The organism is Micromonospora sp. NBC_00421, assembly GCF_036017915.1.
GTDB lineage: Bacteria > Actinomycetota > Actinomycetes > Mycobacteriales > Micromonosporaceae > Micromonospora.
Genome location: NZ_CP107929.1, coordinates 57,035 through 82,304 on the forward strand (window position 1 = coordinate 57,035; position 25,270 = coordinate 82,304).

Annotated in this window: 24 protein-coding genes and 3 pseudogenes; 22 read left to right on the forward strand and 5 right to left on the reverse strand. The window is 72.5% G+C overall.

Annotated elements, in window-relative coordinates; genetic code table 11:
• Nucleotides 1–224: 224 nt before the first annotated feature.
• Genes OHQ87_RS00240 through OHQ87_RS00255 form a run of 4 tightly spaced genes read left to right on the forward strand, consistent with a single transcriptional unit; the run spans nucleotide 225 to nucleotide 4,010 of the window.
• A complete protein-coding gene (locus OHQ87_RS00240) occupies nucleotides 225–1,514 on the forward strand; it encodes a sugar ABC transporter substrate-binding protein (protein ID WP_328343821.1) in 1,290 nt (429 codons plus the stop codon).
• Complete coding sequence (locus tag OHQ87_RS00245) at nucleotides 1,511–2,497, forward strand: carbohydrate ABC transporter permease (RefSeq protein WP_328343823.1); 987 nt, start codon at nucleotides 1,511–1,513, stop codon at nucleotides 2,495–2,497. Before OHQ87_RS00240 ends, OHQ87_RS00245 begins: the two co-directional genes overlap by 4 nt.
• On the forward strand, nucleotides 2,494–3,324 hold the full coding sequence (locus tag OHQ87_RS00250; protein ID WP_328343825.1) for a carbohydrate ABC transporter permease: 831 nt from the start codon (nucleotides 2,494–2,496) through the stop codon (nucleotides 3,322–3,324). The genes OHQ87_RS00245 and OHQ87_RS00250 overlap by 4 nt, the downstream gene beginning before the upstream one ends.
• A 44-nt stretch (nucleotides 3,325–3,368) precedes the next feature.
• Nucleotides 3,369–4,010: an MOSC domain-containing protein gene (locus OHQ87_RS00255; RefSeq protein WP_328343827.1), complete on the forward strand. Its 642-nt coding sequence runs from the start codon at nucleotides 3,369–3,371 to the stop codon at nucleotides 4,008–4,010.
• A gap of 25 nt (nucleotides 4,011–4,035) precedes the next feature.
• On the opposite strand, the gene OHQ87_RS00260 is transcribed toward OHQ87_RS00255, so the two are convergent.
• Both OHQ87_RS00260 and OHQ87_RS00265 read right to left on the reverse strand, forming a co-directional pair.
• On the reverse strand, nucleotides 4,036–4,899 hold the full coding sequence (locus OHQ87_RS00260; protein ID WP_328343829.1) for a hypothetical protein: 864 nt from the start codon (nucleotides 4,897–4,899) through the stop codon (nucleotides 4,036–4,038).
• Between the two features lie 97 nt (nucleotides 4,900–4,996).
• A complete protein-coding gene (locus tag OHQ87_RS00265) occupies nucleotides 4,997–5,779 on the reverse strand; it encodes an enoyl-CoA hydratase-related protein (RefSeq protein WP_328343831.1) in 783 nt (260 codons plus the stop codon).
• A gap of 19 nt (nucleotides 5,780–5,798) precedes the next feature.
• Here OHQ87_RS00265 and hemW point away from each other — a divergent pair, with 19 nt between their 5' ends.
• A complete protein-coding gene (gene hemW, locus OHQ87_RS00270) occupies nucleotides 5,799–7,022 on the forward strand; it encodes a radical SAM family heme chaperone HemW (protein ID WP_328348690.1) in 1,224 nt (407 codons plus the stop codon).
• Between the two features lie 100 nt (nucleotides 7,023–7,122).
• Here hemW and OHQ87_RS00275 read toward each other — a convergent pair whose 3' ends face one another.
• Entirely contained in the window at nucleotides 7,123–7,743 is a 621-nt protein-coding gene (locus tag OHQ87_RS00275) for a DUF4870 domain-containing protein (RefSeq protein ID WP_328343833.1), read from the reverse strand.
• Between the two features lie 237 nt (nucleotides 7,744–7,980).
• On the opposite strand from OHQ87_RS00275, the gene hrcA reads away from it, so the two are divergent.
• The 13 genes and pseudogenes from hrcA (at nucleotide 7,981) to OHQ87_RS00340 (ending at nucleotide 19,964) form a co-directional block, all read left to right on the forward strand.
• Nucleotides 7,981–9,003 carry a heat-inducible transcriptional repressor HrcA gene (gene hrcA / locus OHQ87_RS00280; protein WP_328343835.1) on the forward strand — a complete coding sequence of 341 codons (1,023 nt, stop codon included), beginning with the start codon at nucleotides 7,981–7,983 and terminating at the stop codon, nucleotides 9,001–9,003.
• 73 nt (nucleotides 9,004–9,076) lie between these two features.
• Entirely contained in the window at nucleotides 9,077–10,222 is a 1,146-nt protein-coding gene (dnaJ, locus tag OHQ87_RS00285; protein WP_282274015.1) for a molecular chaperone DnaJ, read from the forward strand.
• A 241-nt stretch (nucleotides 10,223–10,463) separates the two neighbouring features.
• Nucleotides 10,464–11,198: a 16S rRNA (uracil(1498)-N(3))-methyltransferase gene (locus tag OHQ87_RS00290; protein WP_328343837.1), complete on the forward strand. Its 735-nt coding sequence runs from the start codon at nucleotides 10,464–10,466 to the stop codon at nucleotides 11,196–11,198.
• A 324-nt stretch (nucleotides 11,199–11,522) separates the two neighbouring features.
• Nucleotides 11,523–11,882 carry a histidine triad nucleotide-binding protein gene (locus OHQ87_RS00295; RefSeq protein WP_328343838.1) on the forward strand — a complete coding sequence of 120 codons (360 nt, stop codon included), beginning with the start codon at nucleotides 11,523–11,525 and terminating at the stop codon, nucleotides 11,880–11,882.
• A gap of 130 nt (nucleotides 11,883–12,012) precedes the next feature.
• Nucleotides 12,013–13,353, forward strand: a complete 1,341-nt coding sequence (locus tag OHQ87_RS00300; RefSeq protein WP_328348691.1) for a serine hydrolase domain-containing protein — start codon at nucleotides 12,013–12,015, stop codon at nucleotides 13,351–13,353.
• A 141-nt stretch (nucleotides 13,354–13,494) separates the two neighbouring features.
• Nucleotides 13,495–14,241 (forward strand): annotated as a pseudogene (locus OHQ87_RS00305) (PhoH family protein); the annotation flags it as partial.
• A gap of 498 nt (nucleotides 14,242–14,739) precedes the next feature.
• Nucleotides 14,740–14,997, forward strand: a pseudogene (locus tag OHQ87_RS00310) (LAGLIDADG family homing endonuclease); the annotation flags it as partial.
• A 264-nt stretch (nucleotides 14,998–15,261) separates the two neighbouring features.
• A pseudogene (locus tag OHQ87_RS00315) lies at nucleotides 15,262–15,621 on the forward strand (PhoH family protein); the annotation flags it as partial.
• Nucleotides 15,622–15,639: 18 nt separating this feature from the next.
• On the forward strand, nucleotides 15,640–16,113 hold the full coding sequence (gene ybeY / locus OHQ87_RS00320) for an rRNA maturation RNase YbeY (RefSeq protein ID WP_328343839.1): 474 nt from the start codon (nucleotides 15,640–15,642) through the stop codon (nucleotides 16,111–16,113).
• Nucleotides 16,089–17,471 (forward strand): hemolysin family protein, encoded by a 1,383-nt coding sequence (locus OHQ87_RS00325; protein WP_328348692.1) that lies wholly within the window; start codon nucleotides 16,089–16,091, stop codon nucleotides 17,469–17,471. Before ybeY ends, OHQ87_RS00325 begins: the two co-directional genes overlap by 25 nt.
• On the forward strand, nucleotides 17,464–17,850 hold the full coding sequence (locus OHQ87_RS00330) for a cytidine deaminase (protein ID WP_328343841.1): 387 nt from the start codon (nucleotides 17,464–17,466) through the stop codon (nucleotides 17,848–17,850). Before OHQ87_RS00325 ends, OHQ87_RS00330 begins: the two co-directional genes overlap by 8 nt.
• Complete coding sequence (gene era / locus OHQ87_RS00335; protein WP_328343843.1) at nucleotides 17,847–18,743, forward strand: GTPase Era; 897 nt, start codon at nucleotides 17,847–17,849, stop codon at nucleotides 18,741–18,743. Before OHQ87_RS00330 ends, era begins: the two co-directional genes overlap by 4 nt.
• 123 nt (nucleotides 18,744–18,866) lie before the next feature.
• Nucleotides 18,867–19,964, forward strand: a complete 1,098-nt coding sequence (locus OHQ87_RS00340; protein ID WP_328343845.1) for an acyltransferase family protein — start codon at nucleotides 18,867–18,869, stop codon at nucleotides 19,962–19,964.
• 14 nt (nucleotides 19,965–19,978) lie between these two features.
• Here the strand turns inward: OHQ87_RS00340 and OHQ87_RS00345 are convergent, their stop codons facing one another.
• Nucleotides 19,979–20,755, reverse strand: coding sequence for a DUF4097 family beta strand repeat-containing protein (locus tag OHQ87_RS00345; RefSeq protein WP_328343847.1), 777 nt, complete (start codon nucleotides 20,753–20,755; stop codon nucleotides 19,979–19,981).
• Between the two features lie 102 nt (nucleotides 20,756–20,857).
• Between OHQ87_RS00345 and recO the strand changes: the two genes are divergently transcribed.
• The 3 genes from recO (at nucleotide 20,858) to OHQ87_RS00360 (ending at nucleotide 22,782) form a co-directional block, all read left to right on the forward strand.
• Entirely contained in the window at nucleotides 20,858–21,703 is an 846-nt protein-coding gene (gene recO / locus OHQ87_RS00350; protein WP_328343849.1) for a DNA repair protein RecO, read from the forward strand.
• Nucleotides 21,700–22,512, forward strand: a complete 813-nt coding sequence (locus tag OHQ87_RS00355; protein ID WP_328343851.1) for an isoprenyl transferase — start codon at nucleotides 21,700–21,702, stop codon at nucleotides 22,510–22,512. The genes recO and OHQ87_RS00355 overlap by 4 nt, the downstream gene beginning before the upstream one ends.
• 81 nt (nucleotides 22,513–22,593) lie before the next feature.
• Entirely contained in the window at nucleotides 22,594–22,782 is a 189-nt protein-coding gene (locus tag OHQ87_RS00360; RefSeq protein ID WP_328343852.1) for a hypothetical protein, read from the forward strand.
• A gap of 173 nt (nucleotides 22,783–22,955) precedes the next feature.
• On the opposite strand, the gene gndA is transcribed toward OHQ87_RS00360, so the two are convergent.
• Nucleotides 22,956–24,401 carry an NADP-dependent phosphogluconate dehydrogenase gene (gene gndA / locus OHQ87_RS00365; RefSeq protein WP_328343854.1) on the reverse strand — a complete coding sequence of 482 codons (1,446 nt, stop codon included), beginning with the start codon at nucleotides 24,399–24,401 and terminating at the stop codon, nucleotides 22,956–22,958.
• A 507-nt stretch (nucleotides 24,402–24,908) separates the two neighbouring features.
• Here gndA and OHQ87_RS00370 point away from each other — a divergent pair.
• Entirely contained in the window at nucleotides 24,909–25,121 is a 213-nt protein-coding gene (locus tag OHQ87_RS00370; RefSeq protein ID WP_328343856.1) for a hypothetical protein, read from the forward strand.
• Nucleotides 25,122–25,270 lie beyond the last annotated feature (149 nt).

The window sequence follows — 25,270 nt, forward strand, 5'->3', positions numbered from 1 at the left end:
GCCCGACAGGGCCGTCGTAGGCCCTCCTCAGGGGCCTCCGCCTGCGATACGGTCGCCTCGCCGGGCATCCGCGGCGGCCGCCGTCGGCACCCTCGCGGCACCCGCCGTCACCATCGGCGACGGTCTGCCGGCCGGGACGGGAACCGCCCCCTGTCGTAAAGGAAATTTTCCTACTAGGGTGCGGCTAAGAAGGTAAGTGCCGGACGGCGCGAGGGAGAAGTGGCGTGAACAGGTGGAAACGGCTGGCTCCGGTCACCGCCGTCGTGGCCTCGGCCGCGATGGTGCTCGCCGGCTGCGGTGGTTCAGGCGACGACGAAGCCGCCGACGACAGCAAGCTGACGGTCTGGATGATGGGCGAGGGCAGCGCCGCCCAGACGGCGTTCCTCGACGGCGTCGAGACCGAGTTCCAACAGCGGCACCCCGACACCGACGTGGTGGTCCAGTACGTCCCCTGGCTGGAGGCGCCGAAGAAGTTCCAGGCGGCGCTCGCCGGCGGCGAGGGCCCGGACGTCACCGAGCTGGGCAACACCGAGACCCAGGGCTGGGCGGCCCAGGAGGCCCTCGCCGACGTCTCCGGCCGGTTCGGCGACTGGGCCGACGGCAAGGACGTCCTGCCGGACCTGGTGCGCAACGCCCAACTCGACGGCAAGCAGTACGGCGTCCCCTGGTACGCCGGCGTGCGCGCCATCTACTACCGCACCGACTGGTTCGCCGAGGCGGGCGTGCAGCCGCCGAAGAACTGGGACGAACTGGTCTCGGTCGCCAAGGCGGTGCAGGCCAAGAAGCCCGGCACCTACGGCATCGCCCTGCCCGGCAACTCCGAGCTGCCCTTCTACTCCTTCCTCTGGGGTGCCGGGGGCGAGATCGCCACCGACCAGGGCGGCACCTGGAAGTCCGGTTACACCAGCCCCCAGGCACAGCAGGCGGTGAAGTTCTGGACCGACCTGGTGACCGTACACAAGGTCGCCCCGCCCGCCGCCGCCGCCTGGAACGAGATCGACGCCCGCACCCAGTTCGCCACCGGCAAGGCGGCGATGGCCTTCGCCGGAAGCTGGCAGGCCGGCGCGATCAAGAAGGACAACCCCGAGATCGAGAAGGTCTGGGGCACGTTCCCGATCCCCGGCCCGGACGGCAGGCCGGCCCCGGCCTTCGCCGGCGGCTCCGACCTCGCCCTCTGGCGCGACAGCGAGCGGCAGGACCTGGCCTGGGACTACCTGACCGTGCTGCTGAACAAGAAGAACGCGCAGACCTTCGCCGGCAGTCTCGGCTTCTTCCCGGTCTACGCCGACCTCGTCCGGGGCGGCGACTACGCCGACGACAAGCTGATGGCGGCGTTCGCCAGCACCATGCAACGCACCCGGGTGACCCCGTTGACTCCGAAGTGGGTGGAGGTCAGCCGGACCCGAACGGTCACCCAGGCGATGAACAGCTCGGTCATCAAGGGTCAGAAGTCGGTCGAGCAGGCCACCGCCGACGCCGCCGCCGAGATGGAAAGCATCCTCAACGCCAAGTGAGCACTCTGACCGAGCGCACCGGGGCGGCCGCCGCGCGGGAGACCCCCGTACGGCGGCGACGCCGGGTGGACCGCCTGCCGTACCTGCTCCTGCTGCCCTGCCTGGTGGTCATCGGGGTGCTGCTGCTCTGGCCGCTGGGCCAGGTGGTGGCGATGTCGTTCTTCAAGCTGGACAACGTCCGGCAGTTGCGCGGCGACCGCGAATGGCCGTTCGTCGGGTGGGCCAACTACACCCAGATCCTCGGCGACCCGTTCTTCCGTACGGTGCTGCGCAACACGGTGCTCTTCGCGGCGGCGAACGTGCTGCTGACGATGGTGCTGGGCACCCTGGTCGGGCTGCTGCTGCACCGGCTCGGCCGCAGGATGGCCACCTTCGTGGCCAGCTGCGTGATGCTGGCCTGGGCCACCCCGGCGCTGACCGGCACGATCGTCTGGAAGTGGATCTTCGATGACACCTCCGGCCTGGTCACCTGGGCGTTCAACGCCCTGCCGGACGGGCTGTCGCAGGCGCTCTTCGGGCGCACCGACTGGTCCGGCTACGGCTGGTTCAACTCGCCGCTGCTGTTCTTGGCGATCCTGACCCTGGTGGTGGTCTGGCACTCGTTCCCGTTCATCGCGGTGAGTGTGCTCGCCGGGCTCAAGAGTGTGCCGAGCGAGCTGCACGAGGCGGCCCGGGTGGACGGGGCCGGCCCGTGGACGGTGTTCTGGAAGATCACCTTCCCGCTGCTGCGGCCGGTCTTCGGCATCCTGGTGGTGCTCTCCACCATCTGGGACTTCAAGGTGTTCACCCAACAGTTCGTGCTGGCCGGCGGCACCCAGGACCGGCCGACGTTCATGCTCGCCATCTACTCGTACGCCGAGGCGTTCTCGCCGCCGCCGAAGTACGGCGTGGGTTCGGCCGTCGCGGTCATCCTCACGCTGATCCTGCTGCTGGTGACCGGCCTGTACGTCCGGATGGTGCTCAGGCAGGAGGACGGGTCGTGAAGAAGGTCGCCCTCAACGGCGCGGGCCTGCTGGTGGCGCTCTTCGCCGCGTTCCCGGTCTACTGGATGGTCGCCACCTCGCTGAAGCCGAACCGGGAGATCTTCTCGGCCACCCCCCGGCCGGTGCCGGCCCACCCGACCCTGGAGCACTACCGGGAGATCCTCACCGGCAACCTGATCCCGGGGGTGACCTTCGGCGACTTCCTGCTCAACAGCGTGCTTGTCGCGGGGAGCACGGTCGTGCTCAGCGGCCTGGTGGCGCTGCTGGCCGCGACGGCGGTGGCCCGGTTCCGGTTCCGGCTGCGGACCACCTTCCTGATCATGCTGCTGGTGGTCCAGATGATCCCGCTGGAGGCGCTGGTCATCCCGCTGTTCCTGATGATCCAGCGGCTCGGCCTCTACAACACCCTGCCCAGCCTGATCCTGACCTACCTGGGCTTCTCGCTGCCGTTCGCGGTGTGGATGCTGCGCGGCTTCGTCGCGGCGGTGCCGAAGGAACTGGAGGAGGCCGCCGCGATCGACGGGGCGAGCCGGTCGCAGATCTTCCGGAAGGTCCTCTTTCCGCTTGTCGCGCCAGGCCTGGTGGCGACCAGCATCTTCTCCTTCATCACCGCCTGGAACGAGCTGATCTTCGCGCTGACCTTCGTCAACGACCAGAGCCGGTACACCCTGCCGGTGGCGATGACCTTCTTCTTCGGTCGGGACGACACCGCCTGGGGTTCGGTGATGGCGGCCTCCACGCTCTTCACCCTGCCGGTGATCGTCTTCTTCCTGCTGGTGCAGCGGCGGATGGTCTCCGGCCTGGTGGCCGGCGCGGTCAAGGGCTGAGGCGCGGGGCCGTCGTCGGCGGGTGGTCGTCGTAGGCTGGGCCGATGACGGGCAGGGTGACGGCGGTGAATCTCGGCGTGGTGACCGAGGCGCAGTGGGCGGGCGGCGCGAGCGGGCGCAGCGGCATCGACAAGCGGCCGGCCGACGGCCCGGTGCCGCTGCGTACCGGCGGGGTGGCCGGCGACTTCATCGGCGAACGGGCCCACCACGGCGGCCCCGACCAGGCGGTCTACGCCTACGCGCAGGAGGACGCCGAATGGTGGGCGGCCGAGCTGGGCCGGGACGTCCGCCCCGGCGGCTTCGGCGAGAACCTGACCACCTGGGCGGTGGACGTGACCGGCGCGGTGGTCGGCGAACGCTGGGCGGTCGGCTCGGCGCTGCTCCAGGTCACCAAACCGCGCACCCCGTGCATGACCTTCGCCGGCTTCTGGGGGGTGCCCGACCTGATCAAGCGGTTCACCGTCCGGGCCGCGCCCGGGGCGTACCTGCGGGTGCTGCGCGAAGGTGAGGTCGGCGCCGGCGACCCGGTCGAGGTGGTGGACCGGCCGGCGCACGGGGTCACCATCGGCGAGGTGTTCCGGGCCATGAGCCTGGAACCGGAGCTGCTGCCCCGGCTGCTCACCGCCTCCGAACTGCCCGCGCCGACGATGGAGAAGGTCCGTCGCCGGTTGAACGTCGCCGGCTGACCGCACCGGCCCGCCGACCGGGCGGTCAGGTGCGGTCGGCGAAGACCTCGGCCAGCACCCGGGGCTCGGCGGCCCGGCCGTCGGCGACCTTCGCCCACCGGCCGTTGTCGGCGGTCCACTCCAGGCCGCCGAAGCGGACCCGCTTCACCCCGTGGTCGGGGGCGTGCGAGACCAGCCAGTGCGCGTACCGCCAGCCGTCGCGGGCGTCCGCGGCGGGCACCGTCACGTCGGTCAGTTCGGCCACCGCGCCGGCACCGGGCAACCCCCAGTCCAGGGTCAGGCCGCGGGTCAGCTCGGCGGTCGCCGCCTGCCCGCGCATCACCGGGGTACGCCCGACCGTGCAGGCCACCGCGCCGGTCGCCTCACCGAACAGGGCCCGCGCCAGCACCTGCGACTCGTCCGCCCACTTCTGGTAGGCCTGCGGGTACGCCGACCGCTGCACCGCCTGGGCGGCGTCGGTGACCTCCATCCGTTCCCAGCCACGGACCTTCTTCAGCGCCTTGTAGAACCGGTTGGCCGCGTACCGTTCGTCGCGGATCTGGTCCGGGGTGCCCCAGCCCTGGCTGGGTCGCTGCTGGAACAGGCCGAGCGAGTCCCGGTCACCGTGGGCGAGGTTGCGCAGCCCCGACTCCTGGTACGCGGTGGCCAGCGCGACCACCACGGCCCGCTCGGGCATCTGCCGCTGCATGCCGATCGCGGCGATGGTGGCCGCGTTGGCCATCTGGTCGGCGTCCAACTTCACGGTGCCGTCGGCCTGCACGGTGCAGGTGCGGCTGGCGGTGGGCAGCCGAAGCTGACCGCCGAGCTGACGGACTCCCCAGACCCCGAGCATGGCGAGCACCGCCACCACCACACCGGCTGCCACGAATGTCCGTGTTCGCACCCGCACCTCCTGTTTCAGGGTCGGAGCCAGCCTACGTCGTCATTCTGGGAGCCCGGGTCGGTCGACTGGTTCACGTTCCCGCGCGTAATCAGAAGAAACCAGCTCAATCCGTCGGTACCCAGGCCGCGTCCCGCCGCTCGCGGAAGGCAGTCACGCCCTCACGGCCCTCGGCGGACAGGAAGTAGCCGGTGGACCGGGCGGACAGTTCGGCGATCTCCGCCCGCAGGTCGGGGGCCGCCGGCCGGCGCAACAGCTCCTTCGTCCCGGCCAGTGCGCCAGGCGCTCCCCGGACCAGCGAGGCGCAGTACCGGGCCACCGCCGCGTCCAGCCCGTCGGCCGGCACGGCGGCGGTCACCAGACCCACCTCGGCGGCCCGCCGGCCGTCGAAGGTGTCCCCGGTCAGGTACAGCTCGGCGGCGGCCCGGGGGTGCAGCCGGGGCAGCACGGTCGCCGAGATGACCGCCGGGATCACCCCGATCCGCACCTCGGTGAAGGCGAACGTCGCCTCCTGCGCGCAGACCGCCAGGTCGGCCGCCGCGATCAGGCCGAGCCCACCGGCCCGCGCCGGCCCGGCCACCTTCGCCAGCACCGGCTTCGGGCACTCCCGGACCGCCACCAGCACGTCGCCGAGCATCCCGGCCGGCACCGACCCGCTGGCGTACGCCGCCGCCGTCTCCTTCAGGTCCGCCCCGGAGCAGAAGACCGGGCCGGTGTGGTCCAGCACGACCACCCGGACCGCCTCGTCGGCGACCGCCGCGGCGATCCCGGCCAGCAACCCGGTCATCAGCGCGGTGGACAGCGCGTTGCGGTTGTGCGGGCTGTCCAGGGTGAGGGTGGTCACCCCACGGGCCGTGGCGACCCGCACGAGTCGGTCGGGAGAGGTCATGCCGGGCACACTAGTGGCCATGCCCGGCGTCCTTCCAGATGGTGAGACCGTTCCCGTCGACGGTGCGCTGCCCGCCACCGCGCTGCGTGCCGTCGGCGCGCGCGGGTTCGGCGTGTACCTGCACGTGCCGTTCTGCGCCAGCCGGTGCGGTTACTGCGACTTCAACACATACACCGCCGCCGAGTTGGGCGGGGGTGCCGACCGCGAGTCGTACGCCGACACCGTGCTCGCCGAGTTGGCGCTCGCCGCCCGGGTGCTCGGCGACGCCCGACCGCCGAGGGTGGACACGGTCTTCGTCGGCGGCGGCACGCCGACCCTGCTGCCCGCCGACGACCTGGCCCGCCTGCTGGACGGCATCGACCGCACCTGGGGGCTGGCCGCCGACGCCGAGGTGACCACCGAGGCCAACCCCGAGTCGGTCACCCCGGAGTCGCTGAAGACCCTGCGGGCCGCCGGCTACACCCGGATCTCGCTGGGCATGCAGTCCGCCGCCCCCGGGGTGCTGGCGATCCTCGACCGCACCCACCGCCCCGGCCGGGCCGCCGAGGCCGCCCGGGAGGCCCGCGACGCCGGGTTCGACCACGTCAACCTGGACCTGATCTACGGTACGCCGGGGGAGCGCGCCGAGGACTTCGCCGCCTCACTGGAGCAGGTGGTGGCCGCCGGGGTCGACCACGTCAGCGCGTACGCCCTGATCGTGGAGGACGGCACCCGGCTGGCCGCCCGGATGCGGCGCGGCGAGCTGCCGTACCCCTCCGACGACGTGGCGGCGGACCGTTACCTGGCCGCGGAGGCAGCCCTCGACGCGGCCGGTTTCTCCTGGTACGAGGTCTCCAACTGGGCCCGCACCGAGGCCGCCCGGTGCCGGCACAACCTGCTCTACTGGACCGGCGCCGACTGGTGGGGCCTCGGCCCGGGGGCACACAGCCACGTCGGCGGGGTGCGTTGGTGGAACGTCAAACACCCCACGACGTACGCGCAGCGGCTCGCCGCCGGGCACTCACCCGGCCTGGCCCGGGAGGTCCTCACCCCGGCCGAGGCGCACATGGAGGACGTGATGCTGCGGCTGCGGCTGGCCTCCGGGTTGCCGCTTGCCGCGCTTGACGACGCCGGCCGGGCCGGTGCCGCCCGGGCGCGCGACGCCGGGCTGCTGGACCCCTCGGCCTATCCGCAGGGGCGGGCAGTGCTCACCCTGCGCGGCCGGCTGCTGGCCGACGCGGTGGTCCGCGACCTGCTGCCCTGAGCGCGCGACCCGGGCCGGTCCGTGGCGGTGCCGGGCCGGCGCACGACGGTGCCCGGCCCGGGGTGGTTCCCGGCCGGCCGGGGGAGCGGCCGACCGGGGCTCACTTGATGAAGCTGGTGGACATCGGGTAGCGGTAGGCCTGCCCCTCGTTGGCCTTCATGCCGGCGATGATCCCGAACAGGATCTGGATCACCACGACCGCGATGCTGGGCAGGAAGAGCAGGCACCAGCTCACGAAGAGCAGCACGAACGCGATGATCGACCAGAGGATCTGGAAGTTCAGCGCGGCCAGCGCCTGGGCCCGGACGGCCGGCGACTGCTGACCGCGTACCAGGTAGGCGATCAGCGGGGCGACGAAGCCGAGCGGACCGAAGCTGATCAGCGCACCGGCGGCACCGCCGAAGTGCGCGACAAGTGCCCAGGTCTTGTCCTCGTTGTTGGCGTAGCCACCGGCCGGGGCGCCGTACGCGCCGGCGGTCGGATATCCGCCACCGGCCGGGGGGTAGCCGCCCGGCGGCGGGTAGCCACCGGACGGACCGTAGCCGCCCGACGGCGGCTGGTCACCGGTGGGCGGCGGATACCCGCCGGGCGGGGGATACCCGCCCGACCCCGGGGCACCGGACAGTGGTGCGGTGGGTGGCTCGTATGGCGAGCCCTGGCCAGCGTTCGGGTCCGGCGGGTAGCCGTCCCCCGCGCCGGGCGGGCGAGGTGGTTCAGTCATGCCGCCACGGTAGGGGCTGCCGGCAAGGGCGCACCAGAGCGACACTGGTGAGGTTGGCCTCGACGTTCGGTCAGCGACCGCGCCGGCCGCCCGCCGGGGGCGGCCACACCGACGGTCCGTCGTTGATCATCGCGGCGGCGGTACTGCCGTCGTAGACTGGCACTCGCTACAGTCGAGTGCCAGAGCGGTTGCCGGGCGCAGCGGCTGCCCCGGTCGACGTGCATCAGGAGGTGGGAGATGGGTCTCGACGACCGCAAGCTCGCCGTGCTGCGGGCGATCGTCGAGGACTACGTCGCCACGCAGGAACCCGTCGGCAGCAAGACGCTCGTCGAGCGGCACCAGCTCGGGGTCTCCCCGGCCACCGTCCGCAACGACATGGCGGTGCTGGAGGAGGAGGGCTACATCCGGCAGCCGCACACCAGCGCCGGCCGGGTGCCCACCGACCGCGGCTACCGCCTCTTCGTCGACCGGCTCTCCCGGGTCAAGCCGCTCAGCCCGGCCGAGCGCCGGGCCATCGAGCGCTTCCTGGTCGGCGCGGTCGACCTGGACGACGTCGTGCACCGCACCGTGCGCCTGCTGGCGCAGCTCACCCGGCAGGTCGCCGTGGTGCAGTACCCGTCGCTGGCCCGCTCGTCGGTGCGGCACCTGGAGCTGGTGCCGATCTCCACCACCCGGCTGATGCTGGTCATGATCGCCGACACCGGGCGGGTGGAGCAGCGGCTGGTCGAGCTGCCCGCGCCGGTGCCCGCCGACGACGTCACCGACCTGCGCCGGTTGGTCAACGAGAAGCTGGTCGGCAGCCGGTTGTCCGACACCCCGCCGTTGGTCCAGGCGCTTGTCGAGGAGTCCGCGCCGCACCTGCGCGGTGCCATGACCACCCTCTCCACCGTGCTGCTGGAGACCCTCGTCGAGCGCACCGAGGAGCGGCTGGCGCTGGCCGGCACCGCCAACCTCACCCGGGGCGGCCTGCTCGACTTCCAGGGTTCGCTGCGTCCCATCCTGGAGGCGCTCGAAGAGGAGGTGGTCCTGCTCAAGCTGATCGGCGAGGCCGAGCCGAGCACCACCCGGGTGCTGATCGGCGACGAGAACGAGATCGACAACCTCCGCGCCGCCTCGGTGGTCAGCACCGGGTACGGCCCGGGCAGCACCATCGTCGGCGGGTTGGGTGTGCTCGGCCCGACCCGGATGGACTACCCCGGCACCATCGCCACGGTGCGGGCCGTGGCACGCTACGTGGGCGAGCTGCTGGCCCAGAACTGACCAGTCAGGGCCGACGGCCGGCTCCGGCCGCCGACCGGCGCAACGCGAGACGAACATGAGGACACGGAACGCAGTGGCCAGGGACTACTACGGCATCCTCGGCGTGAGCCGGGAAGCCTCCGACGACGAGATCAAGCGCGCCTACCGCAAGCTGGCGCGGCAGTTCCACCCGGACGTCAATCCGGACCCGGAGGCACAGGAGAAGTTCAAGGACATCAACGCCGCGTACGAGGTCCTGTCGGACGATCGGAAGCGGCAGATCGTCGACCTGGGCGGCGACCCGCTCGCCCCGGGCGGCGGGGGTGCCGGCGGCCCGGGTGGCCCCGGTGGGGCGGGCCCGTTCGTCGGTTTCCAGGACATCATGGACGCCTTCTTCGGCGGCGCCGCCGGTGGCGCACGCGGACCGCGCCCGCGTACCCGGCCGGGTGCCGACGCGATCCTGCGGCTGGAGCTGGACCTGCACGAGACCGCCTTCGGCGTCGAGGCCCCGATCACCGTCGACACCGCCGTGCTCTGCACCACCTGCTCCGGGGCGGGCACCGCAGCCGGCACCCACCTGGCGACCTGCGAGGCGTGCGGGGGCCGGGGCGAGGTGCAGTCGGTGCAGCGGACCTTCCTCGGCCAGGTGGTCTCGGCCCGCCCGTGCACCGTCTGCCAGGGCTACGGCACCACCATCCCGCACCCCTGTCCCACCTGCGCCGGCGACGGCCGGGTGCGGACCCGCCGCTCGCTGACCGTGAAGATCCCCGCCGGGGTCGAGGACGGCATGCGCATCCGGCTGGCCCAGCAGGGCGAGGTCGGCCCGGGTGGTGGCACCGCCGGTGACCTCTACGTCGAGATCCACGAGCGCCCGCACGACGTCTACTCCCGCAAGGGCGACGACCTGCACTGCCGGGTCACCGTCCCGATGACCGCCGCCGCGCTGGGCACCCGGCTGACCATCAAGACGCTGGACAGCGAGGAGACCGTCGACGTCAAGGCCGGCACCCAGCCGGGCAGCACGCTGCGGCTACGCGCCCGGGGCGTACCGCACCTGCGCGGCACCGGCCGGGGCGACCTCTACGTCCACCTCGACGTGCGTACCCCCACCAAGCTCGACGCCGACCAGGAGAAGATGCTGCGGGACTTCGCCAAGACCCGGGGCGAGGAGGTCGCCGAGCTGAGCAAGCAGGGCGGTTTCTTCTCCCGGATGCGCGACGCCTTCAACGGCCACGCCTGACCGGCCCGTTCGGGCTCGCGCCTGATCGTTCCGGTCGGGGTCGGGCTGTCGGGGTCGGGCCGGCGCTGCCGCGTCGCTCCGGTCGGGGTCGGGCCGGCGCTGCCGCGTCGCTCCGGTCGGGGTCGGGCCGGCGCTCCCGCTCCCGCTCCCGCTCGGGGTCGGGGTCGGGGTCGGGGTCGGGGTCGGGTGATCGTGGGACCAGCCCCGACCGGCTCAGGCTCGGCCGGTTAGCCTGATTGTCGTGTCCGCGTCGCTGTTCCTGGTCGAATCGCTGCCCACCGCCGACCAGTTCACCCTGGACGGCCCCGAGGGGCACCACGCCGCCACCGTGCAACGGGTACGCGTCGGCGAGGAGCTGCTGCTCGCCGACGGCCGGGGTGGCACCGCCGGCGCCGTGGTCACCGCCGTCGCCCGGGGCACCCTCGACCTCACCATCACCTCCCGGGGGTACGTCGACGCGGACGTCCCCCGGCTGGTCGTGGCGCAGGGCATCGCCAAGGGGGACCGGGGCGAGCTGGCAGTGCAGGCGATGACCGAGGTCGGGGTGGACGAGATCGTGCCCTGGGCGGCGTCCCGCTCGGTGGTGCAGTGGCGCGGTGACCGGGGCGTACGGGCCCGGGCGAAGTGGGCGGCGACGGCCCGGGAGGCGGCCAAGCAGGCCCGCCGGGCGCGGCTGCCGGTGGTGGCCGGAGCGCCTGACGAGTCGACCGCCACGGTGGCCAGACGGATCGCCGGGGCGGCAGCGGCGTTCGTGCTGCACGAGGAGGCCGACGAGCGCCTCACCGCGGCGGAGCTGCCGGCCACCGGCGAGATCGTCCTGGTCGTCGGGCCCGAGGGCGGCATCGCCCCGACAGAGCTGACCACCTTCACCGAGGCCGGCGCCCACCAGGTACGCCTCGGCCCCTCGGTCCTACGTACCTCCACCGCCGGCGTGGCCGCCCTCACCGTCCTAGCCACCCGCCTCTCCCGCTGGTAAATCCCCCACCCCCACCCCCACCCCGGTGATCAAGAGGTTTACGTCACCCTGAAGCACATCCCCACCCCCAAACCTCTTGATCACCAACCGCCAACGCCGGCTCCGGCGTGGTAGGTCCGGTGATCAAGAGGTTTGCGTCATCGGTGGGCTTGAAATTGACGTAAACCTCTTGATCACCGGGGCGGGGGTGAGGGGGGTGGGTGAGGGAGTGGGGGGAGGGAGGTGAGGGGGAGGGGGAGGGAAGGCGGGGCGGGCGGGTGAGGGCGGGAGGGGTGGGGTGGGCGGGGGGCGGGGGTGGGCGGGGGTGGTCTTTAGACTTGTGGGATGGGAGACGACTGTCTGTTCTGCCGCATCGTCGCCGGGGAGATCCCGGCCACCATCGTCCGGGAGACCGGCACCACCCTCGCCTTCCGCGACATCGGTCCGAAAGCGCCGGTGCACGTGCTGGTCATCCCCAAGGAGCACTACGCGGATGTGGCGACGCTCGCCCAGGGTGACCCGGGGCTGGCCGGTGAGGTGCTGGCCACGGCCGCCGCGGTGGCTGAGGACGAGGGACTGACCGGCGACGGGTTCCGGCTGATGTTCAACACCGGCCCGTACGCTGGCCAGGAGGTCTTCCACGTGCACGCCCACCTGCTCGGCGGCGCACCCCTCGGCCCGATGCTGGCCCGGGACCTGGCATGACGCCCGTGGATGGGGGGCACGTGACGGTCGAGGGTCGGGACGCGTGACGCCTGACGGCCCGGGGCCGGGGGTGTCGCCCGAGGCGGGGACGGGCGTCGACGGGGCGGGGGTGCACCACCGGCTGGAGCGGATGGTCCAGCAGGTCCAGGCGCAGGCCCGGGTGCCCGCCCTGGCGGTGGCGCTGCACCGGGCCGACCGTGCGCTCTGGACCTACCAGGTCGGCGGCACCGGCAACGGCACCGTGCTCGGCCCGGCGACCCGCTTCCGGATCGGCTCGGTCACCAAGACCTTCACCTCGGTGCTGGTGATGCAGTGCCGCGACGACGGGCTGCTCGACCTCGACGACCCGCTGAGCCGGCACCTGGAGCTGCCGGCGCACGGCGAGCTGACCGTACGCCGGTTGCTCTCGCACACCGCCGGGCTGCAACGCGAGCCGTACGGGGACGTCTGGGACACGCTGCGCGCGCCGCAGGTGGACGACCTGGTCGCCGACCTGATCCGGGTCGAGCGGGTGCTGCCCACCGGTCGCCGCTACCACTACTCCAACCTGGGGATGGCGCTGCTCGGTCGGCTGGTCGGCGTGCTGCGGGGCAGCACCTGGGCGGAGGTGCTCGCCGCACGGGTGCTCACCCCGCTGGGGCTGGCCGACACCTCGGTCGACCCGGGGCCGTCGGCGGCGACCGGGTTCCTGGTCGACGCGTACTCCGACGAGGCGCATCCGGAACCGCCGACCGACTTCGGGGCGGTCGGCCCGGCCGCCCAGCTGTGGAGCACCGCGACGGACATGGCCCGTTGGGCGGCGTTCCTGGCCGACCCGACGGCGCTGGATCCGACCGGGGCGGTGCTCGCCGCGACCACCCTGGACGAGATGCGCTGGCCGGTGACCACCACCGACGAGACCGCCTGGTCGGCGGGGTTCGGGCTGGGACTGATCCTGGTCACGTACCCGGACCGGGTGGTGCACGTGGGGCACGACGGGGCGATGCCCGGTTTCCTGGCCGGCGTGTACGGCCGGCGCGGCGGTGCCGGTACGGCGGGCGCGATGGGCTGCGCGGTGCTCGCCTCCTCGGGCACGGCGAGCGAGGTACTGGAGCTCCCGCACCGGTTGCTCGTCGCCTCGGCCGAGCACGCCCCGGCGGACATCGAGCCGTGGGAGCCCGGTCCGGGTGCGCCCGGACCGTGGCGCGGGCTGCTCGGCCGCTGGTGGGGCGAGGGTTTCGAGTACGTCTTCTTCTGGCACGACGGGGCGCTGCGGGCCCGGGGTGCGGACGACCCGGCGGGGAGGCCGCCGGCGGTCTTCGCGCCGATGCCCGAATCCCCGGACGTGTTCCGGACCGTCGCCGGGCGGGAGATCGGGGAGCTGCTGCGGCTCACCCGGGACGCCGACGGGAAGGTGGTCGGGATGCACTGGGCCACCTACCGTTTCACCCGCCACCAGGAGACCTTCGACAGGTACGACTTCCGTGCCTGACGGGTCGGCCGGAAGGGGCGGGGAAATGGACGCGGTGCCGCCGGTGCGGAGCGGATACGATGGGAGTATCGTCCGCACGCCGCGCCGGCAGGGCACGGCGCGAGATGGAAGCAGGTGGCGCAGGGCCCCACGGCCCGATCTATGACCGGCACCCCACCTCCCGGCCCGCCCCGGGTGCAGACCAGGATCACGGTTCCCGATGCCAAGATCATGGTCAACCTGCTCGGCGCGGGCGACGAGATCCTGCGACTCGTCGAACGTTCGGTCACCAGTGACGTGCACGTACGCGGCAACGAGATCACCATCACCGGTGCGCCCGCGGACAACGCTCTCGCCGAGCGTCTCTTCAGCGAGCTGCTCGAACTGATCGAGAAGGGCGAGACCCTGACCACTGACGCTGTCCGGCGTACCGTCGGCATGCTCGAGCAGGGCGGCACCGAGCGGCCCGCCGAGGTGCTCACCCTCAACATCCTCTCCCGGCGCGGGCGCACCATCCGCCCCAAGACGCTGGGCCAGAAGACCTACGTCGACTCGATCGACGCCAACACGATCGTGTTCGGCATCGGCCCGGCCGGCACCGGCAAGACCTACCTGGCGATGGCGAAGGCCGTCCAGGCACTTCAGGCCAAGCAGGTCAGCCGGATCATCCTGACCCGGCCGGCGGTCGAGGCGGGCGAGCGGCTGGGCTTCCTGCCGGGCACCCTGAACGAGAAGATCGACCCCTACCTGCGCCCGCTCTACGACGCGCTGCACGACATGCTCGACCCGGAGACCATCCCGAAGCTGATGGCCGCCGGCACCATCGAGGTCGCGCCGCTGGCGTATATGCGGGGTCGCGCACAGCCGTACGACGCACAGGTGCTGACTCCGGAGGGTTTCCGACCGTTCGGGTCGCTGCGGGTCGGTGACCTGGTCATCGGCGCGAACGGGACGCCCACGCCGGTGATCGGCATCTACCCGCAGGGCCCCAAGCAGGTCTACCGGGTCACCACGCAGGACGGGGCCTCCACCCTCTGCTGCGGTGAACACCTCTGGACGGTGGCCACCCCGGAGGACAAGCGGCGCGGCGGTCGGCGCACCCTCGAGACGCACGAGATGATCGGCAAGGAACGGCGGGGTCACATCCGCCGGTACGAGCTTCCGGTCGTGGCACCGGTGCAGCTCGAGTCGCAGGACGTTCCGCTCGACCCGTACGCCCTCGGTCTGCTGCTCGGAGACGGCAGCATCTCGTCGCGGACCACCCCGGCCTTCAGCACCGCCGACCCGGAGCTGGCCGACGCGCTCGACGCAGCGCTGCCCGACATCGAGCTGGTGCGCAGGAACAACTACGACTACGTGCTCCGGCACGTCAACGGTCACCGGGGCGGGGTGATCGTCGCCAATCCGATGACGCTCGCGCTCCGCGAACTGGGCCTCGCCGGTGCGAAGTCGGGGACCAAGTTCGTGCCCGACGTCTATTTGCAGAACAGTCTCGACGTCCGGCTGGCCGTCCTGCAGGGGCTGCTGGACACCGACGGGGGGCCGGTCGTCCAGGCGGGGCGCACCTGTCGGGTGCAGTACTCGACGACGTCGGCCCGGCTGCGGGACGACGTCGTCCACCTGGTCCAGTCGCTCGGTGGGGTGGCGACCTGGCGGGTACGGGAGGCCGAGGGACGCAAGCCCGGTCTGGCCAACGGGCGTCCGGTCCCGTGTCGTGCCGACGCCTACGTCGTGGAGATCCGGCTACCGGCCGGTGTCCCGCCGTTCCGACTGGCCCGCAAGCGCCAGCAGTACGACGAGCACGGTGGCGGACGGCCGATGCGGTTCATCGACTCGATCATCCCGGCCGGGGTGCAGGAGACGATGTGCATCCAGGTCGCGGCGGAGGACTCGTTGTACGTGACCGACGACTTCCTGGTCACCCACAACACCCTGAACGACGCTTTCATCATCCTGGACGAGGCGCAGAACACCACGCCCGAGCAGATGAAGATGTTCCTCACCCGGCTCGGCTTCGGTTCCAAGATCGTGGTGACCGGTGACGTCACCCAGGTGGACCTTCCCGGTGGGACGGCCAGCGGGCTGCGGGTGGTCCGGGAGATCCTGGAGAACGTCGAGGACGTGCACTTCGCCCAGCTCTCCAGCTCGGACGTGGTCCGGCACCGGCTGGTCGGGGAGATCGTCGACGCGTACGCCCGCTGGGACGAGCGGGAGAACCAGCAGGCGCAGGGCGTGCACGCCGTGCCGGGGCGGACCGCCCAGGGCGGCCGGGCCGGCCGGCGCCGCTAACCAATCAGAGGAAGACAGTTGTCCATCGAGATCGCCAACGAGTCCGGTGCCGAGGTCGACACCGACTCCGTGCTCGCCGTGGCCCGGCACGCCCTCGACGAGATGGGGGTCAACCCGCTCGCCGAGCTGTCCGTGCTGCTTGTCGACATCGGCTACATGACCGAGCTGAACCATCGCTGGATGGGCGGCGACGGCCCGACCGACGTGCTCGCCTTCCCCATGGACGAGGGCAGCGTCGACCACGGTCCGGGGGAGAGCGCCCCGGCCGGCGGTGAACCGGCCCTGCTCGGCGACATCGTGCTCTGCCCGGAGGTGGCGGCCAAGCAGGCAGCCACCGCCGGGCACGCCGCCGCCGACGAGCTGCACCTGCTGACCGTGCACGGCGTGCTGCACCTGCTCGGCTACGACCATGCCGAGCCGGAGGAGGAGCGGGAGATGTTCGCCCTCCAGGCCCGGCTGCTGGCCAGCTGGCGGTCGACCCGGTCCCGGTGATGGACATATTCGCGGCCGGTCCGACCGCCGGCCTTCCCGATCTCCAGTTGATCTTCTTCGCGGCCGGGCTGGTGGTACTCGCCGGCCTGATCGCGATGACCGAGGCCGCGTTGGCCGCGGTCTCCCCGGCCCGCGCCGCCGAACTGGCCCGGGACGGGGCGCGCGGCGCGCGTACCCTCCAGGCGGTCGCCGGTGACGTGGTCCGCCACCTCAACCTGTTGCTGCTGCTCCGGCTGCTCGCCGAGTTGACCGCCACCACCCTGGTCGCCCTGGTGGCGGTGGACAGCTTCGGCGCGGGTTGGCGGGCGGCGCTGGTGACCGCCGGGGCGATGACAGTGGTCAGCTTCGTGGTGGTCGGGGTGGCCCCGCGCACCCTGGGCCGGCAGCACGCGTACGCGGTGGGTCGGGCGGTGGCGCCGCTGGTCAGGTGGCTGGGTCGGGCGCTCAACCCGCTCGCCTCGCTGCTGATCCTGATCGGCAACGCGGTCACCCCGGGGCGCGGTTTCCGGGAGGGGCCGTTCGCCACCCAGGTCGAGCTGCGGGAACTGGTCGACCTGGCCGAGCAGCGCGGGGTGGTGGAGCACGGCGAACGCCAGATGATCCACTCGGTCTTCGCGCTCGGCGACACCATCGCCCGGGAGGTGATGGTGCCGCGTACCGAGATGGTGTGGATAGAGGAGGGCAAGACGCTCTCCCAGGCGCTGGCGCTCTTCCTGCGGTCCGGCTTCTCCCGCATTCCGGTGATCGGCGAGAGCGTCGACGACGTGCTCGGCGTGCTCTATCTCAAGGACCTCATCCGGCGTACCCGGGGTGGTGACCTGCGGGCCCACCAGACCCCGGTGGCCGAGCTGATGCGGCCGGCCACCTTCGTGCCGGAGTCCAAGCCGGTCGACGACCTGCTGTCGGAGATGCAGGCCGCCCGCAACCATCTGGTCATCGTCGTCGACGAGTACGGCGGCACCGGCGGTCTGGTCACCATCGAGGACATCCTGGAGGAGATCGTCGGCGAGATCACCGACGAGTACGATGTCGAGCGCCCGCCGGTGGAGCACCTGGCCGACGGTGCGGTGCGGGTCACCGCCCGACTGCCGGTGGAGAACCTGGGCGAGTTGTTCGACACCGAGCTGCCCACCGACGAGGTGGAGACGGTCGGTGGGCTGCTGGCGCAGGCCCTCGGTCGGGTGCCGATCCCGGGTGCCGACGCCGAGGTGGCCGGCCTCAAGCTGGTCGCCGAGGGCACCACCGGCCGGCGTAACCGGATAGACAGCGTGCTGGTCAGCCGGGCCCCGTCGACCGGCGTGCCCGATTCCCGTGACAACCAGAACAGCACCGAGGAGAGGCAACCCGCCGATGCCTGAGACACCTGCCGTGCCGGCCGCCCGGCCCACCCCGTCCGACCCGGCCGAGTTGAGCGCCGAGGACGGCAAGCTGGTCGTGCTGGCCCGGGGCGCCCGGGCCCGGGTGGCTGCCGTGGAGGGCGCGGCGGTCCGCGACCAGGACGGCCGGACGTACGCCGCGGCGAGCGTCTCGCTGCCCTCGTTGACAGTCACGGCGCTCCAGCTCGCGGTCGCCTCGGCGGCGGCGGCGGGGGCGAGCCGGCTGGAGGCGGCGGTGGTGGTGACCGAGGCGTCGACGCTTGACGGCGCCGGGCACGCCGCGGTGCGGGACCTGGCCGCCGACGCGCCGATCCACGTGGCCGCGCCGGACGGGACCGTCCTCGGCACGGTGGTCGAGTGACGGGCGTGGAGCAGCGACCGTACCGGGCGGGTTTCGGGTGTTTCGTCGGGCGGCCGAATGCCGGCAAGTCGACGTTGACCAACGCGATCGTCGGCACCAAGATCGCGATCACCTCGAACAAGCCGCAGACCACCCGGCACGTGATCCGGGCGGTGCTGCACCGGCCGGAGTCGCAGCTGGTGCTGGTGGACACCCCGGGCCTGCACCGGCCCCGGACGCTGCTCGGCGAGCGCCTCAACGACCTGGTCCGCACCACCTGGACGGAGGTCGACGTGATCGGCCTCTGCATCCCGGCGGACGAGCCGGTGGGCCGGGGGGACCGGTTCATCAGCGGCGAGCTGAGCGAGCTGAAGGCCACAGTGCTCGCCGTGGTCACCAAGACCGACCTGGTCGACAAGCGACGGTTGGCCGAGCAGCTGCTCGCGGTCAGCAAGCTGGCCGAGTTCGCGGCCGTGGTCCCGGTCAGCGCGGTCTCCGGGCACCAGGTGGACACCCTGGTCGACGTGATGACCGGTTACCTGCCGCCGTCACCGCAGCTCTACCCGGACGACATGCTCACCGACGAGCCGGAGCAGGTGCTTGTCGCCGAGCTGATCCGGGAGGCCGCCCTGGAGGGGGTCCGCGACGAGCTGCCGCACTCCATCGCCGTGGTGGTGGAGGAGATGATCCCCGAGGGGCAGCTCATGAAGATCTACGCCGACGTCTACGTCGAGCGGCCCAGCCAGAAGGCGATCGTGCTCGGCCACAAGGCCAGCCGGCTCAAGGAGGTCGGCACCACCGCCCGCAAGCAGATCGAGGAACTGCTCGGCACCCGCGTCTATCTGGACCTGCACGTGCGGGTGGCGAAGGAGTGGCAGCGCGACCCGAAGCAGCTGCGCAAGCTGGGTTTCTGACCCGGCCGACATCGGGCACTGATATGGGAATTTTCACGTCAGGCCCGAATTAGCAGCTGTTTCACAGGCTGGCTTTGCAGGGTAGGGGACATCCATCCCGCCCCCCCACATAGATGCAGTCTGATGCGCAATCGATATCTGGATCTGCTCCGTTTCCTGGCCATCGTCCGGGTCGTGGTCTACCACGTCACCGGGCTGGCCGGCCTGACGCTCGTCTTCCCGGCCATGGCGGTCATGTTCGCCCTGGCCGGGTCGCTGATGGCGGGGTCGCTGGACCGGTCCGGCGGTGCCGCACTGGGGCGTCGGCTGCGCCGCCTGCTGCCCTCGCTCTGGGTGCTGGCGGTGATCTTCGTGCCGGCCATGCTGCTCACCGGGCTGGAGTTCACCCCCCGGGTGCTGATCTGGCTGTTCCCGATCACCGACCCGCCGGCCAACTACTGGGGTGCGCTCGCGCTCAGCCCGATCTGGTACCTGCGGGACTACCTGTGGTTCGTGCTCGCCTCCCCGGTGGCGCTCTGGCTCTTCCGCCGGGCCCCGCTGCCCACCCTGGCCGCCCCCTACCTGCTGATTGTCGCGATCGAGGTGGGGATCCTGCCGACCACCTCGGCGGTGTTGCGCGACTTCGGCCTCTACTTCGGCGCCTGGCTGCTCGGCTTCGCCCACCACGACGGTCTGCTGCGTCGCCTGGCCGGCCGGGTGCTGGTGGCGGTGGCGCTGCTGCTGGCCGGGGCCGGCGGGGCGTGGATCCTCACCCACCCCGGGCCACGCGGCTACGACCTCAACGACATACCGCTGGGTAACGCCCTGTGGTCGGCGGCGTTCATCCTGGTCGTCATCGGGCGGGCCCCGGCCGCCGCCGCCTGGGTCGATCGCAACCGGATCTTCGGCCGGCTGGTGACGGTGGCGAACCGGCGCGCGCTGACCGTCTACCTGTGGCACATGCCCTTCGTGGTGGCGCTGACCCCGCTGGTGGGTCTGGTCGGCTGGTCGCCCCGGGACCCGTGGGGGCTGGCGATCCGGGTGGTGCTGGTCTTCCTGCTGGTCGGAGTGGTGACCCTGCTGGTCGGCTGGGTGGAGGACGTGGCCGCCGGCCGCCGTCCCGAACTGGTCCCCGGCCGCCGGCCGTCCCGACCGGCGACGGCGTCGCCCGGCACCGGGCCGGTCGGCGTCCCGGCCCCCCGGGTGGCCGAGGCCGACACCGTCGAGATCAGGGGCCGGTGAGGTACGCCGGCCGGTCACCGCTGCGCGACTGTCACGTTCCCGCTGCCGGCGTCCAGGTCCAGCAACAGCGGTGCGGCCGGATCGTTGGTGACCCCGATCTCGGCATCCCCCGAGTCGACGTTCGACTTCACCCGGTACCGGCCGGCCGGCACCGTCAGCTCGACGTCCCCGCTGCCGGCGTGGGCCCGCGTCGAGGCCGGTTTGTCCAGGATGAGCGTGATGTTGCCGGAACCGGTCTCGGCGGAGACGTCGCCGCCGAGGCGGGTGCCGGTGACGTCGCCGGAGGCCGCCCGCAGGTCGACCGGGCCGGCGACGTTGACCACCTCGATGTTGCCCGACCCGGTCTCCGCCCGCACCGTGCCGCTGGCGTCGGCGATCCGGATGTTGCCCGAGCCGAGGGTGAAGTCGACCGATCCGATCCTGGCCAGCTCCACGTCGCCGGAGCCGGCCTCGCCCTGCACCCGCACCCCGGGCGGGGCGGTCACGTCGTACGACACCGAGCAGCGGGAACCGCAGTCGGTGTCCAGCACCAACTCGTCCCCGGTGATCTCGTACGTGGTGTCGGGCTGGTCACCCTGGTAACGGACCACCCGCTTGACGCGTACGCCGGTGGCCGGGCCGGTCGCCCGGACCACCACGTCCCCGGATCCGGGCCGTACGGTGATCCGGGCGATCTTCGCCGCCTCGGTGGTGTCGAAGTCCAGCCGCCGGAACGCCAGCGTGTCGCACCCGGTGGCGAGGATGAGGGCGGCGGTCGCGCCCAGGGCGACCGTGCTGCGGGGAAGAGCCATGCCGAGCAACCTACGACCGTCCCCACCTGCGGCACATCCGGGGCGAAGCACCGACCCACCCCGAGCCGACCCTGATTTCCCACCCCGAGGGAGAATGACCCGATGGCCGGGTACCGCCGACAGCTCTACCGCGACGACGCGGTGGTGCTGCGCGTGCAGAAGCTGGGCGAGTCCGACCGGATCATCACCCTGCTGACCCGCCGGCACGGCCGGCTACGCGCGGTGGCCCGGGGGGTACGCCGCACCACGAGCAAGTTCGGCGCCCGGTTGGAGCCGTTCGGCCACGTCGACCTCCAGCTCGCCGGCGACCCGAAGGGCAACACCGGCAGCTCGCTGCACAGCGTCAGCCAGGTCGAGGGCATCGACCTGTACGGCAAGCGCTTCCTCGGGGACTACCCCCGGTACACGGCGGCCAGCGCGATCGCGGAGACCGCCGAACGCCTTACCCCCGTCGAGCGGGAGCCGTCGCTGCGGCTGTTCCAGCTCACCCTCGGCGCGCTGAAGGCGTTGTCCCGGGGGGAGCACGCCACCACGCTGGTGCTCGACGCCTACCTGCTGCGCGGGATGAGCCTGGCCGGCTGGGCGCCGGCGCTTACCGCCTGCGCCGTCTGCGGCACGCCGGGGCGGCACCGGGCGTTCTCCGTACCGGCCGGGGGTGCGGTCTGCCCGGACTGCCGGCCGCCCGGCGCGGCCCACCCGGCACCGGCCACCATCGACCTGATGTCCGCCCTCACCAGCGGCGACTGGCAGGTCGCCGACGCCACCGAGACCGGGGTACGCCGGGAGTGCAGCGGCCTGGTCGCGGCGCATCTGCAGTGGCACCTGGAACGCGCGTTACGCTCGCTGCCGCTGGTCGACCGGGGTGGGTCGCCGGGTGGCGCGGGGAGCGGTCCGGTGCCGCCGCCCCGGGTCGGCGTGGAGGGCGTGGACAGGGGGATGACCGAGTGATCCGATCGTTGAGGGCCGGCCGGCGGGCGCCGACGCCGCCGACACCGCACCCGTCGGGTGCCCGGCCGCCGGCGTTGCCCGTCGAGGCGCTGCCGAAGCACATCGCGGTGGTGATGGACGGCAACGGCCGATGGGCCAAGGAACGCGGCCTGCCCCGCACCAGGGGCCACGAGCAGGGCGAGCACAGCCTCTTCGACACCGTCGAGGGGGCGATCGAGCTGGGCGTGCCCTACCTGTCGGCGTACGCCTTCTCCACCGAGAACTGGCGGCGCTCGCCGGACGAGGTCCGGTTCCTGATGGGCTTCAACCGGGACGTCATCCGCCGCCGCCGCGACCAGCTGGTCGACCTGGGGGTGCGGGTGGTCTGGTCGGGGCGGGCCGGCCGGCTCTGGAAGAGCGTCATCTCCGAGTTGCAGACCGCCGAGGAGATGTCCCGGGGCAACTCGACGCTTACCCTCCAGTTCTGCGTCAACTACGGCGGCCAGGCCGAGATCGCCGACGCCGCCGCCGCGATCGCCCGGGAGGTGGCCGCCGGCCGGCTCGACCCGGCCAAGGTCACCGAGAAGACCGTGGCGAAGTACCTCTACCACCCGGAGGTCCCCGAGGTCGACCTCTTCCTGCGCCCCTCCGGTGAGGAACGGATCTCCAACTTCATGCTCTGGCAGTCGGCGTACGCGGAGCTGGTGTTCCTGGACACCCTCTGGCCGGACTTCGACCGTCGCCACCTCTGGTACGCCTGCGAGCTGTACGCCCAGCGGGACCGTCGCTTCGGCGGGGCGCTGCCCAACCCGGTCGCCCCGACTGTCTGACCGTCGCCCCGCCTTGCGATTGGTGATCTCGCCGGCGGGGTACCACCTCCGCAGGCAGCCAGATCGCGGAGGTGAGCACACATGATTCAGAAGCGGATCGCGCAGTGGGCGGTCATGGCGGTCGCCGTGCCGCTGGCCGCGGCCGGCGCCCGTCGGCTGAGCCACACCCTGGAGTCCCGTCGGGGGCCCAGCGGGGTGAGCCGGCTGCTGTCCAAGGGTGCCGACGTGCTGCGCCCCCAGAAGGCCGCCCGGCGTCGTCGGTTCTGGTGACCACCCGCCACCGGCTTCCCCGGTGACCAGCGGTCACCACCGACCTCACGGCGAACGCCCCGCCACCCCGTTTCACCGGGGCGGCGGGGCGTTCGCGTGGCACTGGTGCCGGTCCGGTGAGCGCGGTGCCCCCGCTGGGGGGAGACCGCGGCACGCCGGGGACGACGGGCTGGTCAGCCGGCCACTTCGGAGCGGTCGGCGGTCGCCCACAGGGTGTGGAACGCGCCCTCCCGGTCGACCCGGTGGTAGGTGTGCGCGCCGAAGTTGTCCCGCAGGCCCTGGATCAGGGCCGCCGGCAGCCGCTCCGCGCGCAGCGCGTCGAAGTAGGCGAGCGACGAGGAGAAGGCCGGGGTGGGCACGCCGGCCCGCGCCGAGTCGGCCACCACCCGACGCCAGCTCGGCACGCCGTCGCTCACCGCGTCGGCGAAGTACGGCGCGACCAGCAGGGTGGGCAGCTCCGGCTGCGAGTCGTACGCCTCCCGGATCCGGTCCAGGAAGCGGGCCCGGATGATGCAGCCGCCCCGCCAGATGGTGGCGGTGCCACCCAGGTCGATGTCCCAGTGGTACTCGCGGCTGCCGGCCCGGATCTGGTCGAAGCCCTGCGCGTACGCGACGATCTTGCTGGCCAGCAGCGCCCGCCGGACGTCCTCGACGAAGGCGTCCCGGTCGTCGACCTGCCACTTCTCGCCCGCGTCGCCGAAGGTGCGGCGGGCGGCCTCACGCTGGCCGGCGTGGCCGGACAGCGACCGGGCGAAGGTCGCCTCGGCGATACCGGTGATCGGGATGCCCAGGTCGAGGGCGATCTGCACCGTCCAGCGGCCGGTGCCTTTCTGCTCGGCCTGGTCGAGCACCACGTCGACGAAGGACTTGCCGGTGGCGGCGTCCGTGTGCGCCAGCACGTCGGCGGTGATCTCGATGAGGAACGACTCCAGCTCGCCGGTGTTCCACTCCCGGAAGATCTCCGCGATCTCCGCCGGGCTCGCACCCAACCCGGCCCGCAGCAGGTCGTACGCCTCGGCGATGAGCTGCATGTCGGCGTACTCGATGCCGTTGTGCACCATCTTGACGAAGTGACCGGCACCGTCGGGGCCGACGTGCTGGCAGCACGCGACGCCGTCCACCTGTGCGGCGATCTTCTCGAAGATCGGCCCGAGCTTCTGGTAGGACTCCGCCGAACCGCCCGGCATGATGCTCGGCCCGAGCAGCGCGCCCTCCTCGCCGCCGGAGACGCCGGTGCCGACGAAGTGCAGCCCGTGCTCGCGCAGCGTCTCCTCCCGGCGGCGGGTGTCGGCGAAGTGCGCGTTGCCGGCGTCGACGACGATGTCGCCCTCCTCCAGCAGCGGCACCAACTCGTCGATGACCGCGTCGGTGGGGCCGCCCGCCTTGACCATGACGATCACCGCGCGGGGCCGCTCCAGCGAGCCGACGAAGTCCGCCAGGGACTCGGACGGCACGAAGGTGCCCTCGTCACCGTGGTCGGCGACCAGGCTGCGGGTGCGCTCCGGGGAGCGGTTGTGCACCGCCACGGTGAACCCGTTCCGGGCCAGGTTCCGGGCCAGGTTGCGACCCATCACCGCCAGCCCGGTCACGCCGATCTGCGCCGTCGCCTGTTGCGTCATCTCGTACCCGCCACCTCTCACGTCACCTGTGTGCTGCGACGGTATCGCGTGCCCCCTACGCCCGGCAGCCGCCGTCCACCCAGTGTCACAGGGTGGTCGCGTCCGCGCGGCAGGGGCCGCCCGCCGCCGGGCCGGGATGACCGTCTGGTGTCCGCCGTGGGGCGGCGCGGTCGTCGGGGTGTCCGCCGTCGGGCCCTGGAACGGTCGTCGGGCCGGGAACGGCCGTCGGGAAAAACGGATGCGTCGGGCGCGGGGGCCGGCTAACGTGACGGCATGCGCATCTGACGCCCTTTCTCCAGAGCCGACCCGCCGCCGTGGCCGCGGGTCCGCGTGCTCGGGCGTCCGCGTCTCCCACCCCTCCTGGCAGGGGATGACTCGTGGCCGGTCGTCCGGAGCCGATCCCGTCCGTCGACCGCCCGCCCGCCGTTTGCTGGCGGTGTGGTCCTCCGCACGTACAGGAGGCAGCGTATGCCCGCCAAACGCAGTCCGAAGAGGTCCCGTCGTCCCGTGCCGAAGCCGGTGGAGGTGGACCCGGCGGCGCTCGCGGCACTCACCGTGACGCCCGCGCACCCGGTCCCCCTCGCCTTCGCATCGGCCCACCCGGACGCTGTCGTCCGGTCGCCCCCGCCCCCGCCGCCGTCGCGGTCGGGCCGGTCGGTCCGGTCCGGCTCCACCACCGCCCAGGGCCAGAACCGCCGGTACGCCTTCCGGCGCAGCTGATCCGCCCCCGGCGGGGACGTCCCGCACCAGATCGCCGAAACAGCGGTGTCCGGACCCCGGACACCGCTGTTTCGGCACAGTGGTGCCGGCGTGTCCCGGCGGTCCGGGTGCCTGGCCGCCCGGCATGCCCGGTGGGGCGATGGACCGGG

Excerpts from the sequence above, each read along its gene's own strand:
- OHQ87_RS00300 (WP_328348691.1), top strand. The coding sequence starts at position 12,013 with ATGGTCCAGCAGGTCCAGGCGCAGGCCCGGGTGCCCGCCCTGGCGGTG.
- OHQ87_RS00265 (WP_328343831.1), bottom strand. The coding sequence starts at position 5,779 with ATGACCTCTCCCGACCGACTCGTGCGGGTCGCCACGGCCCGTGGGGTG.
- recO (WP_328343849.1), top strand. The coding sequence starts at position 20,858 with ATGGCCGGGTACCGCCGACAGCTCTACCGCGACGACGCGGTGGTGCTG.
- hrcA (WP_328343835.1), top strand. The coding sequence starts at position 7,981 with ATGGGTCTCGACGACCGCAAGCTCGCCGTGCTGCGGGCGATCGTCGAG.
- OHQ87_RS00340 (WP_328343845.1), top strand. The coding sequence starts at position 18,867 with ATGCGCAATCGATATCTGGATCTGCTCCGTTTCCTGGCCATCGTCCGG.
- OHQ87_RS00345 (WP_328343847.1), bottom strand. The coding sequence starts at position 20,755 with ATGGCTCTTCCCCGCAGCACGGTCGCCCTGGGCGCGACCGCCGCCCTC.
- OHQ87_RS00295 (WP_328343838.1), top strand. The coding sequence starts at position 11,523 with ATGGGAGACGACTGTCTGTTCTGCCGCATCGTCGCCGGGGAGATCCCG.
- OHQ87_RS00360 (WP_328343852.1), top strand. The coding sequence starts at position 22,594 with ATGATTCAGAAGCGGATCGCGCAGTGGGCGGTCATGGCGGTCGCCGTG.
- gndA (WP_328343854.1), bottom strand. The coding sequence starts at position 24,401 with ATGACGCAACAGGCGACGGCGCAGATCGGCGTGACCGGGCTGGCGGTG.
- OHQ87_RS00275 (WP_328343833.1), bottom strand. The coding sequence starts at position 7,743 with ATGACTGAACCACCTCGCCCGCCCGGCGCGGGGGACGGCTACCCGCCG.
- hemW (WP_328348690.1), top strand. The coding sequence starts at position 5,799 with ATGCCCGGCGTCCTTCCAGATGGTGAGACCGTTCCCGTCGACGGTGCG.
- OHQ87_RS00330 (WP_328343841.1), top strand. The coding sequence starts at position 17,464 with ATGCCTGAGACACCTGCCGTGCCGGCCGCCCGGCCCACCCCGTCCGAC.
- OHQ87_RS00255 (WP_328343827.1), top strand. The coding sequence starts at position 3,369 with ATGACGGGCAGGGTGACGGCGGTGAATCTCGGCGTGGTGACCGAGGCG.